Consider the following 11,435-nt stretch of genomic DNA (forward strand, 5'->3'; position numbering starts at 1 on the left):
CCGTGCAGCCACGTGTGCCGAGGCCGGTTCCGCCCCGGAAACCGCACAGGGGCCGCACAGATTCTGGGCTAGACTGACCGAGGCCATTTCGCCCACCGCTCGTCGGTCGGGCCGGCTGGCCGGATTGTCGCCGATCCGGGGCGTAGCTCAGCTTGGTAGAGCGCCCGGTTTGGGACCGGGAGGTCGCAGGTTCGAATCCTGTCGCCCCGACTCCGTTTTGCGTCCTCAACTGAGGCAGAATCCCCGACACAGGAGAAGTAATCACGTGAAGACCACGGTCGAGAAGCTGAGCCCCACTCGCGTCAAGCTCGCCATCGCGGTGACGCCCGAGGAGCTCAAGCCGAGCATCACCCACGCCTACGGACACATCGCCGAGGACATCAACGTCCCCGGCTTCCGTAAGGGCAAGGTGCCACCGGCGATCATCGACCAGCGCGTCGGCAAGGGCGCCGTGATCGAGCACGCCGTCAACGAGGGCCTCGACGGCTTCTTCCGCAAGGCACTCGAGGAGAACGAACTCCGTCCGCTCGGCCGCCCGCAGGCCGACATCGTCGAGTGGCCGAACGAGAAGGACTTCTCCGGCGACCTGCTCGTGAACATCGAGGTCGACGTCCGTCCCGAGATCACGCTTCCCGACTACGAGGGCCTCAAGCTCACCGTCGACGCCCAGGAAGCCGGCGAAGCCGACGTCCAGGACGAGCTCGACCGCATCCGTGCACGCTTCGGCACGCTCGTGACCGTCGACCGCCCGGCCAAGACGGGCGACTTCGCCCAGCTCGACCTGGTCGCCAAGATCAACGACGCCGAGGTCGACCGCGCGAGCGGCGTCTCCTACGAGATCGGTTCGGGCGAGCTGCTCACCGGCATCGACGAGGCACTCGACTCCCTCACCGCCGGTGAGACCACCACCTTCACGTCGCCGCTGCTCGGTGGCGAACACGAGGGCGAGGACGCCGAGGTCACCGTCACCCTGACGGCCGTCAAGGAGCGCGAGCTCCCCGAGGCCGACGACGACTTCGCTCAGATCGCGAGCGAGTTCGACACCATCGACGAGTTCAAGGCGCAGCTGCGCGAGGTCGTCGAGCGCCAGCAGGTCATCACCCAGGGCCGCGACGCACGCACCGCGCTCGTCGACGCCATGCTCGAGGCCGCGCAGATCCCCGTGCCCGAGAGCGTCATCGAGGACGAGGTGCACCGTCACCTCGAGGGCGAGAACCGCCTCGAGGACGACGAGCACCGCGCCGAGGTCACCGAGTCGAGCGAGAAGGCACTGCGCACGCAGCTCCTCCTCGACGCCCTCGCGGAGTCGCTCAACGTCCAGGTGAACCAGAACGAGCTCACCGAGTACCTCATCCAGAGCGCGTCGCAGTACGGCATGGAGCCCGGTGAGTTCATCGAGGCACTCGGCCAGCAGGGTCAGATCCCCGCCATGGTCGGCGAGGTCGCCCGCAACAAGGCCATCGCCATCGCGCTCGGCAAGGCCGAGGTCGTCGACTCCAACGGCAAGCCCGTCGACCTGAGCGACTTCGTCGCCGTGGTCGAGGACGAGGACGCCGCCACCGAGACTGCAGCCGACGAGACGACCGAGGCTCCGGCCGAGGACGCCGCCGACGAGGCTCCGGCCGAGGCAGAGCCGAAGAAGGCCGCCGCCAAGAAGGCACCTGCGAAGAAGGCGCCCGCCAAGAAGGCACCGGCCAAGAAGGCCGCTGCCGACGAGGCCGCTGCCGAGTAGGACAGCACCAGCAGTGACGACAGGGGCGGAAGCGATTCCGCCCCTGTCGTCGTCTCCGGACACGTCAGCCGAATGGGAGCCATCATGACGACGACCGACGCAACCGGCTGGGACGACCGCGTCGCAGCCGTCTGGGCCGACGAGACCATCGACGACGAGCAGCGCATCGCCGCCATCGACGCCCTGGCCGCCGAGCGTCCGCCGGGTGACGCCCGCGCCGCGTTCGAGGCAGCCGGTGCGCGCGACTCCGCCGGCCACGAGGTCGAGGCCGAGGTCTGCTATCGCGCCGCCCTCGAGGCCGGGCTCGACGAGGAGCACCGTCCGCAGGCGATCATCCAACTGGCCAGCACGCTCCGCAACCTCGGCCGTACCGCTGAGAGCATCGTCCTGCTCGAACAGCAGCTCGCGGACGATCCGACCGGTCCGTACGCGGACGCGACCGCGGCCTTCCTGGCCCTGGCGCTCGCCAGCTCGGGGGACCCGCGTCGAGCGACCGCCGTCGCCCTCCGCGCTCTCGTGCCGCACCTGCCGCGCTACCACCGGTCCGTCCGCGCCTACGCCGACGAACTCGAGACGGATCCGCTCAGCTGAGCCCCGGCGGTCGCGCGGTCCGTCCGCTCGCCGTCCGCCTCCGGCGAACCCCGCCGCCCGGGAGTCTGCCGAGGGCGAACAGGGCGTTGGTCGCGCGTCGCCTCCGATAGATTCGAACCACTGCACAACCGAAACGGAGCGATAATGGCCGAACCACAGTTCTCGCCCAGTGTCTTTGACCGCCTGCTGAAGGACCGGATCATCTGGCTGGGCGCCGAGGTCCGCGACGAGAACGCGAACGAGATCGCGGCCAAGCTGCTGCTCCTCGCCGCGGACGACCCGAAGCGCGACATCTACCTCTACATCAACTCGCCCGGTGGCTCCATCACGGCCGGCATGGCCATCTACGACACCATGCAGTTCGTGCCGAACGACATCGTCACGGTCGGTATCGGCATGGCCGCGTCGATGGGTCAGCTCCTCCTCACGGCCGGCACCAAGGGCAAGCGCTACATCACCCCGAACGCCCGCGTGCTCCTCCACCAGCCGCACGGCGGATTCGGCGGAACGTCGAGCGACATCCAGACCCAGGCGCAGCTCATCCTCGACATGAAGCGCCGTCTCGCCGAGATCACCGCGGCGCAGACCGGCAAGAGCGTCGAGCAGATCAACGCCGATGGCGACCGCGACCGCTGGTTCAACGCCGAAGAGGCGCTCGAATACGGTTTCGTCGACCACCTCCGTGAGTCCGCGCTCGACGTGGCCGGCGGCGGCGGAACCGTCGACAGCGACAAGTAACCCGGCTTCGACCAGACAGGAATGCAACATATGGAGACTCCAACGTTCAGTGCGGCGGGCCGCTCGCTGCAGATGCCGGGTGCTCGCTACATCCTCCCGAGCTTCGAAGAGCGCACGGCCTACGGCTACAAGCGCCAGGACCCGTACGCGAAGCTCTTCGAGGACCGCATCATCTTCCTCGGCGTGCAGGTCGACGATGCATCGGCCGATGACATCATGGCCCAGCTGCTCGTGCTCGAGAGCATGGACCCCGACCGCGACATCGTCATGTACATCAACTCACCCGGTGGCTCGTTCACCGCGATGACGGCGATCTACGACACGATGCAGTACATCCGTCCGCACGTCATGACGGTGGTCCTCGGACAGGCGGCCTCCGCCGCTGCCGTGCTCACCGCCGCCGGTACGCCGGGCAAGCGCCTGGCGCTCCCGAACGCCCGCATCCTGATCCACCAGCCCGCCGTCGGCGAGGCCGGCCACGGTCAGGCTTCGGACATCGAGATCCAGGCGGCCGAGATCCTCCGCATGCGCGGCTGGCTCGAGTCGACCCTGGCACACCACTCCAACCGTTCTGTGGAGCAGGTCAACAAGGACATCGACCGCGACAAGATCCTCTCGGCCGCCGAGGCGCTCGAGTACGGTCTCATCGACCAGGTGCTCACCTCGCGGAAGAACCCGGTCGCGGCCATCACGGCCTGACCCGGCTCCCGTGCTCACGACTCGGCGCGTCATCCCAGCGGGGTGGCGCGCCGAGTTGTCGCAGGGACAGGTTAGGCTCGGAGCACCGAATCTCCAGGGAGAGGGAAAGACATGGCACGGATAGGCGAAAGCGCCGATCTGCTCAAGTGCTCGTTCTGCGGCAAGAGCCAGAAGCAGGTCCAGCAGCTGATCGCTGGTCCCGGCGTGTACATCTGCGACGAGTGCGTCGAGTTGTGCAACGAGATCATCGCCGAGCGGCTCGCTGAAGCGAGCGAGGAGACGGTGAGCGAGTTCGACCTCCCGAAGCCGAAGGAGATCTTCGCCTTCCTCGAGGAGTACGTCATCGGCCAGGAGGCCGCGAAGAAGGCGCTCTCGGTCGCGGTGTACAACCACTACAAGCGCGTCCGCTCCCGTGCCACGCTCGCTCCCGCCGAGACGGTGCACGACGACATCGAGATCGCGAAGAGCAACATCCTCCTCATCGGCCCGACGGGCTGCGGCAAGACGTATCTCGCGCAGACCCTCGCGAAGCGACTGAACGTCCCCTTCGCCGTCGCCGATGCGACCGCACTGACCGAGGCCGGCTACGTCGGCGAGGACGTCGAGAACATCCTCCTCAAGCTCATCCAGGCTGCCGACTACGACGTCAAGCGCGCGGAGACCGGCATCATCTACATCGACGAGGTCGACAAGATCGCCCGCAAGGCGGAGAACCCCTCCATCACGCGCGACGTCTCCGGTGAGGGTGTCCAGCAGGCGCTCCTCAAGATCCTCGAGGGAACCGTCGCCTCGGTACCCCCGCAGGGCGGCCGGAAGCACCCGCACCAGGAGTTCATCCAGATCGACACGACGAACGTCCTGTTCATCGTGGCCGGCGCCTTCGCCGGGCTGGAGGAGATCATCTCCTCCCGCGCGGGCAAGAAGGGCATCGGATTCGGCGCACCCCTGCACAGCAAGGGCGACGACGTGAACCTCTTCGGCGAGGTCCTGCCGGAAGACCTCCACAAGTTCGGTCTCATCCCCGAGTTCATCGGTCGCCTGCCGGTCGTCACGACGGTCACCCCGCTCGACCAGCATGCGCTCATGGAGATCCTCACGGTCCCGAAGAACGCGCTCGTGCGTCAGTACCAGCGCATGTTCGAGATCGACGGCGTCGAGCTGGAGTTCGACCAGGCGGCACTCGAAGCGATCGCCGACCTCGCCGTCCTCCGCAAGACCGGTGCCCGAGGGCTCCGAGCCATCATGGAAGAGGTGCTCGGGCCGATCATGTTCGAGGTGCCCTCCACCGACGAGGTCGCTCGCGTGGTCATCACCCGGGAGTCCGTCGTCGAGAACGCGGCCCCGACGATCGTCCCTCGTGCGGCTCGCCGCCAGGAGAAGTCGGCCTAGACGACACCCAGCGGTGAACAAGCCCGCCGCAGCGCCCCGGATCCTCCGGAGTAGCTGCGGCGGGCTTCGTCGTTCAGTCCTCGAGCCCGCGGCGTCGGAGGAGCGGCTCGATGACCGCGTCGCGCCCACGGAAGTCGCGGTAGGCCTCCAGCGGATCCTTCGAACCGCCGACCCCGAGGAGCTTGGTGCGGAAGCGGTCGCCGTTCTCCCTCGTCAGTCCGCCGTTCTCCGTGAACCAGTCGACGGTGTCGGCGTCGAGCACCTCGCTCCAGATGTAGGAGTAGTAGCCGGCGTCGTATCCACCCGAGAAGGTGTGGGCGAAGTACGTGCTCGCGTACCGGGGCGGGACGGCCGGATTGTCGAGTCCGGCGGATCGGAGCGCCGCCGCCTCGAAGGCCTCCACATCGTCGACGCGGTCATCCGCACCGATGCTGTGCCAGGCCTGGTCGAGCATCGCCGCAGCGAGGTACTCGCTCGTCGAGAAGCCCTCGTTGAATCCCTCGGACGCCTGGAGCTTCGCCACCAGTTCCTGCGGCATCGGCTCACCGGTCTCGACGTGCCTGGCGTAGCCGGCGAGCACCTCGGGCCACAGCATCCACATCTCGTTCACCTGGCTCGGGAACTCGACGAAGTCCCGGAACACGTTCGTACCGGAGAACCGCGGGTACTCGACCTCCGCGAAAAGGCCGTGCAGCGCGTGGCCGAACTCGTGGAAGAAGGTCGTGACCTCGTCGAGGCTCAGCAGGGTGGGTTCGCCCTCGGCCGGCTTCGGGACGTTCAGGTTGTTGACCACGACGGTGGGCTGGTCGAGCAGGCGGTTCTGGGAGATGAGCGCGTTCATCCAGGCGCCGCCGCGCTTGCTGTCGCGGGTGTACAGGTCGAGGAGGTACAGGCCGAGGCCGGAGCCGTCCTCGTTCCAGACCTCGAAGACACGGACGTCGGGGTGGTAGCCCTGGAGGTCGGTCCGTTCGGCGAAGGTGATGCCGTAGAGCTTGGTCGCTGCGGCGAACACCCCGTCGAACAGGACCCGCTCCGCTTCGAAGTACGGGCGCATCACGCTGGTGTCGACGTCGAACCGGTCGATCCTGACCTGTTCGGTCGCGAACGGCCAATCCCATGCTTCGACGGTCTCGAGGCCGGTGACCCGCTCGAGTTCGCGCTGTTCCCGATCCGCGTTGCGGGCGGCGGGGATCGCCAGACGGGAGAGGAGCGCTGCGACGGCCTCCGGGGTCCCCGCGGTCTGGTCCGCGGTGACCACCGCCGCGTGCGACGGGAACCCCAGGAGTGCGGCGCGCTCGGCTCGGAGGCGGGTGATCTCGAGCACGAGGTCACGGTTGTCGTTCGGTCCGCCGTGCGTGCCGCGGGCACGGGAGGCCGTCATGATCCGCTCGCGGACGCCGCGGTGCGTCAACGACGACAGCGCCGGATGGCCGGTCGGGAGGACGAGGGTGATGAGCCATCCGTCGAGACCTCGTTCGGCGGCCGCCTGGGCCGCGGCGGAGATCTCGCCCGCACTCAGCCCGTCGAGCTCAGCGGCATCGGTGAGGTGGACGGCGAGGTCGTTGGTGTCGGCCAGGAGCTGCTTCTCGAACCGGGTGGTCAGCGTCGAGAGGCGGAGATTGAGGTCGGAGAGCCGCTGCTTCTCCTCGGCGTCGAGACCGGCGCCCGCGAGCGTGTGTTCGCTGTACACGCGTCGGACCAGGTAGGCCGCCTCGGCCGACAGCTGGAGGTCGTCGAGACGTGCGTGGACCGCCGCGATCCGCGCGTACAGCGCGGGGTCGAGCCTGATCGCGTCCTCGTGGGCGGCCAGCTGTGGCGCGAGCTCCTCCTCGAGTGCATTGGTGAACGCGGAGCTGTCCGCCGAACTCTGATTGAAGAAGACCGCTGCGACCCGCCTGAGGATCGCGCCGCTCCGTTCGAGCGGGATCAGCGTGTTCTCGAAGGTCGGCGCGTCGTCCTGCGCGGTGATCGCCGCGATCTCGTCGAGTTGCTGCGCGAACCCGGCTGTGAAGGCGGGGCGGAAGTGTTCCTCGCGGATCTCGCCGAACGGCGGCAGCTGATAGGGGAGTGTGCTCGGCTGGAGGAACGGATTCGTGTGTGATTCCATACCTCACCCTATCCAGCGTGCCGGGGAGGAGGCTCAGTCCTCGTCGTCGGCGTGGTCGTCGTCCGGCCGGGTGAGGCTGACGGATCCGTCCGCGTGTTGACGGATGGTCGTACCGTCGTCGAGCTCGACGACGGGTCGGCGTTCGAGCCAGGTGAGGGTCCAGCGCCACGCGGATGCGTCCACGCCCTGTGCGAGCAACTCCTGCTCCTCAGCGGCGATGGCCGTCTGCACCGGCGTCGGCACGTTCTCCGGTGGCTTGGCGCCGACGACCCAGCGGGTTCCGAGTTGCATCACGGCTCCAGGTCGTAGGTGACCCAGCTCGTGCGGGTCGCCAGCTTGTCGTACACGGCCTGGGCGCGCTCGTTGTCGGCGGCGGTGATCCACCGTACGACGCTGTGGCCGTCCGCCTTCGCGAGGTCGCGGACGTGCTCGATCAGCGCGGTCCCGACTCCTCCGGTGCGGGCGTCCTCGGCGACGAAGAGGTCGTCGAGGTAGAGCCCGGTCCCGCCGGCGAGGGCACGGGGGAACACCCGATAGTGAGCGAGGCCGACGAGGGCGCCCTGTGCGTCCTCCGCGACGAGCGCGGTCAACGGGTGGGTCGGGTCGCTGAGCCAGCCCCACACGAGGACGGCCTTTTCGTCGGTCAGGGGGTTGCCGTAGAACTCCCCGTAGCCGGAGTACAGCGCGTGCCACGCGAACAGGTCGCTCTCGACGGCGGGACGGATGGTGACGCTCATGCGCGTGCCTCCTCGGCGTCGGCCGCCGGGGCGAAGACGATGTCGCCGACCGACAGGACATCGGCGGTGCGGAACTCGAGGGACTCGATGCGTCCGACGGCGCGGAGGTCGTCTGCGACGAGCGCGAGCAGCTCGATCGATGCGGCGGGTCCGGCGATGACCGCGGAGTCCACCGGGGTCTTCTGGGACGCCTTGGCATCCGTCTTCGCGCGCCGGATGCCCGTGAGCGCCTCGCTCGCGAGCTGCAACACCTGCGGTTCGCCCGCTGCGAGTCCTGCGAACTCCTCGTCGGTCGGCCAGCTGGCGCGGTGCACGGAGCCGTCGTGCGTCCAGGACCAGGCTTCCTCGGCCGCGAACGGGATGAACGGGGCGAACAGGCGGAGCAGGGTCGAGAGCGCGATCCGCAGCGCGGCCACCGCCGAAGCCTGCTCAGGGCTCTCCTCGCCGTAGGCCCGCTCCTTGACGAGCTCGAGGTAGTCGTCGCAGAAGGTCCAGAAGAACGCTTCGGTGAGCTCGAGCGCGCGCGCGTGGTCGTAACCGGCCAGCGCACTGCTGGCGTCGGCGACGGTCTTGCGGAGGACGCTCAGCATGGCGAGGTCGACGGCCTCCGTCACCGGGGCGTCTTCACGACCGGTGAACCCGAGGATGAACTTCGAGGCGTTGAGCACCTTGATCGCCAGGCGTCGGCCGATCTTGATCTGCGTCGGGTTCTGCGGGTCGAAGGCGGCGTCGGTGCCGAGACGGCTCGAGGCCGCCCAGTACCGGACGGCGTCCGAACCGTGCTGTTCGAGCATGGCCGCCGGCGTGACGACGTTGCCCTTCGACTTCGACATCTTCTTGCGGTCGGGGTCGACGATGAAGCCGGACACGGAGGCGTGCTCCCACGGCTTCCGGTCGTACTCGAGGACGCTGCGGAGCATGGTGGAGAACAGCCAGGTGCGGATGATGTCCTGACCCTGCGGGCGCAGCGAGTACGGGAACACGAGATCCCAGAGCTCTGGGTCGCGCTCCCAGCCGCCGGCGAGCTGCGGGGTGAGGCTCGACGTGGCCCAGGTGTCCATGACGTCGACCTCGCCCATGAACCCACCGGGGACGCCGCGCTGCGACTCGTCGTAACCGGGTGCGGCATCGCTGGAGGGATCGACGGGCAGAGCGGCGTAGTCCGGCGCGATCGGCTGGTCGTAGACCGGGTTGCCGTCGGCGTCGAGCGGGTACCAGAGGGGGATCGGCACACCGAAGAAGCGCTGGCGGGAGATCAGCCAGTCGCCGGACAGACCACCGACCCAGTTCTCGTAGCGCACGCGCATGAAGTCGGGGTGCCACTCGAGCTCCGAGCCGAGTTCGAGGAGGCGGCTGCGGAGCTGTTCGTCGCGGGCGCCGTTGCGGATGTACCACTGGCGGGTCGAGACGATCTCCAGCGGCTTGTCGCCCTTCTCGAAGAACTTCACCGGGTGGGTGATCTGCTTCGGCTCACCGATCAGGTCGCCCGAGGCTGCGAGGAGGTCGACGACGGTCTGCTTGGCGCTGAAGACGGTCTTCCCGGCGAGCTGCGCGTACGCCTCGAGACCGGCTTCGGAGGTGATCGCCTCAGGGGCCTCCGAGATGACGCGGCCGTCGAAGCCGAGGATCGCGCGGTTGGGGAGGTCGAGTTCGCGCCACCACACGATGTCGGTGATGTCACCGAAGGTGCACACCATCGCAATGCCGGCGCCCTTGTCGGGCTGGGCGAGGTGGTGGGCGAGCACGGGTACCTCGACGCCGAACACCGGCGTGGTCACGGTCGTGCCGAACAGCGGCTTGAAGCGCTCGTCGTCTGGGTGGGCGACGAGGGCGACGCAGGCGGGGAGGAGCTCCGGCCGTGTGGTCTCGATCTCGATGGTGCCGCCGTCCGGGCGGTGGAAGGAGAGCCGACGGTAGGTGCCCGGCTGCTCCTTGTCCTCGAGCTCCGCCTGGGCGACCGCCGTGCGGAAGGTGATGTCCCAGAGGGTCGGCGCCATGGCCTGGTAGGCCTCGCCGCGGTCCAGGTTGCGCAGGAACGCGAGCTGGCTCGCCGTGATCGACTCGTCGCCGATGGTGCGGTAGCTCTGCGTCCAGTCCACGGAGAGGCCGAGCGCACGCCAGACGGCCTCGAACTGCTGCTCGTCCTCGACCGTGAGGCGCTCGCACAGCTCGATGAAGTTGCGACGCGAGATCGGGATCTGATCGGCGGCCTTCGTGCTCTTGTTGTCGCCACCCTCGAACGGCGGGGTGAAGTCGGCGTCGTAGGGGAGTGTCGGGTCGCACCGGACGCCGTAGTAGTTCTGGACGCGGCGTTCGGTCGGGAGGCCGTTGTCGTCCCAGCCCATGGGGTAGAAGACGCGCTTGCCGGTCATCCGCTGGTAGCGGGCGATCACGTCGGTGTGCGTGTAGCTGAAGACGTGACCGATGTGCAGGGAGCCGGATGCGGTCGGCGGCGGGGTGTCGATCGAGTAGATGCACTCACGCGTGGCGCCGTCGCGCTCGAACCGGTAGGTCCCCGCGGACTCCCAGGAGGAGCCCCACTTCTGCTCGAGACCTTCGAGGGCCGGCTTGTCCGGGATGCTGGCAGCGGTCATGAGGCGATCTCCTGCTGATATGTGCGGCACCGTGTCTGCGTGCCTGAGTGTGTGGGAACATCCCATGCTATCGCAGGGGACCGGGAGGTCGCCGGACCGCCGACCGCCATCCTCCGCCGATAGCATCGGACCGTGTCGACCAGAGCCGTCACCGGACCCGTCAGAGCCGACCTCCAGGGCCTTCGTGCCGTGGCGGTCTCGCTCGTCGTGGTGTTCCATTTCTGGCCGGGGCTCATACCGGGCGGGTTCGTCGGCGTCGACGTGTTCTTCGCGATCTCCGGTTTCCTCATCACGGCGCACCTCCTCGACGAGGTCGAGCGATCCGGTTCGGTCCGACTCGGGCGGTTCTGGGCCCGGCGCGCACGACGGCTGCTCCCCGCCGCACTCACCGTCCTCACCGCGACCCTCGTCGCGAGCTGGTACCTCGCGCCGCTCGGGGACCTGCCCCGGTTCCTGCGCGAGATCGCGTGGTCGGCCCTGTACATCGAGAACTGGGCGCTTGCCGGATCCGCGATCGACTACCTCGCCGCGGAGGACGCTCCGTCGCCCGTGCAGCACTTCTGGTCGCTGTCGGTCGAGGAGCAGTTCTACCTCGTCTGGCCGATCCTGGTCCTCGGCGCCGGTTGGCTCGCCGTGCGGGTCGCCCGTCGCTCGGCTGCGCCGACGGTGCGGCGTCGGGGCGTCGCGATCGCGATCGGACTCGTCTGCATCGCGTCGGCCGCCTGGTCGGTCGTCTTCACCGTGCAGGACCCGTCTCCGGCCTACTTCGCGACGACGACGAGGGTCTGGGAGTTCGCCGCCGGGGGACTGACGGCGATCCTGGTCGCCGAGGGGGCCCGGCGCGGGTG

At 68.4% G+C, this 11,435-nt stretch carries 10 protein-coding genes and 1 tRNA gene; 7 read left to right on the forward strand and 4 right to left on the reverse strand.

The window, feature by feature from the left end; all coding sequences use genetic code 11:
- Positions 1-136 precede the first annotated feature (136 nt).
- The 6 genes from A4X17_RS08070 to clpX all read left to right on the forward strand — a co-directional run bounded on the left by A4X17_RS08070 (position 137) and on the right by clpX (position 5,149).
- Positions 137-210, forward strand: a tRNA-Pro gene (locus A4X17_RS08070).
- 55 nt (positions 211-265) lie between these two features.
- Positions 266-1,732 (forward strand): trigger factor, encoded by a 1,467-nt coding sequence (gene tig / locus A4X17_RS08075; protein WP_064295153.1) that lies wholly within the window; start codon positions 266-268, stop codon positions 1,730-1,732.
- Positions 1,733-1,816: 84 nt separating this feature from the next.
- Positions 1,817-2,323 (forward strand): tetratricopeptide repeat protein, encoded by a 507-nt coding sequence (locus A4X17_RS08080; RefSeq protein ID WP_064295168.1) that lies wholly within the window; start codon positions 1,817-1,819, stop codon positions 2,321-2,323.
- Between the two features lie 144 nt (positions 2,324-2,467).
- Positions 2,468-3,061 (forward strand): ATP-dependent Clp protease proteolytic subunit, encoded by a 594-nt coding sequence (locus tag A4X17_RS08085; protein WP_056006680.1) that lies wholly within the window; start codon positions 2,468-2,470, stop codon positions 3,059-3,061.
- A 30-nt stretch (positions 3,062-3,091) separates the two neighbouring features.
- Positions 3,092-3,760: an ATP-dependent Clp protease proteolytic subunit gene (locus A4X17_RS08090; RefSeq protein WP_056006676.1), complete on the forward strand. Its 669-nt coding sequence runs from the start codon at positions 3,092-3,094 to the stop codon at positions 3,758-3,760.
- Between the two features lie 111 nt (positions 3,761-3,871).
- Positions 3,872-5,149, forward strand: a complete 1,278-nt coding sequence (gene clpX, locus A4X17_RS08095) for an ATP-dependent Clp protease ATP-binding subunit ClpX (RefSeq protein WP_064295154.1) — start codon at positions 3,872-3,874, stop codon at positions 5,147-5,149.
- 73 nt (positions 5,150-5,222) lie between these two features.
- Here clpX and A4X17_RS08100 read toward each other — a convergent pair whose 3' ends face one another.
- Genes A4X17_RS08100 through valS form a run of 4 tightly spaced genes read right to left on the reverse strand, consistent with a single transcriptional unit; the run spans position 5,223 to position 10,587 of the window.
- Positions 5,223-7,256: a M3 family metallopeptidase gene (locus A4X17_RS08100; RefSeq protein ID WP_064295155.1), complete on the reverse strand. Its 2,034-nt coding sequence runs from the start codon at positions 7,254-7,256 to the stop codon at positions 5,223-5,225.
- 33 nt (positions 7,257-7,289) lie between these two features.
- Positions 7,290-7,547: a hypothetical protein gene (locus A4X17_RS08105; RefSeq protein ID WP_064295156.1), complete on the reverse strand. Its 258-nt coding sequence runs from the start codon at positions 7,545-7,547 to the stop codon at positions 7,290-7,292.
- Complete coding sequence (locus A4X17_RS08110; protein WP_064295157.1) at positions 7,547-7,993, reverse strand: GNAT family N-acetyltransferase; 447 nt, start codon at positions 7,991-7,993, stop codon at positions 7,547-7,549. Before A4X17_RS08110 ends, A4X17_RS08105 begins: the two co-directional genes overlap by 1 nt.
- The gene (gene valS / locus A4X17_RS08115; protein WP_064295158.1) at positions 7,990-10,587 is read right to left on the reverse strand and encodes a valine--tRNA ligase; all 2,598 of its coding nucleotides are present in this window, start codon (positions 10,585-10,587) and stop codon (positions 7,990-7,992) included. Before valS ends, A4X17_RS08110 begins: the two co-directional genes overlap by 4 nt.
- A gap of 132 nt (positions 10,588-10,719) precedes the next feature.
- On the opposite strand from valS, the gene A4X17_RS08120 reads away from it, so the two are divergent.
- Positions 10,720-11,435 (forward strand): acyltransferase (locus A4X17_RS08120; protein ID WP_231884330.1); only part of this gene is annotated, 716 nt, incomplete at its 3' end.

This window comes from Plantibacter sp. H53, from assembly GCF_001650455.1.
Taxonomy (GTDB): Bacteria; Actinomycetota; Actinomycetes; order Actinomycetales; family Microbacteriaceae; genus Plantibacter; species Plantibacter flavus_A.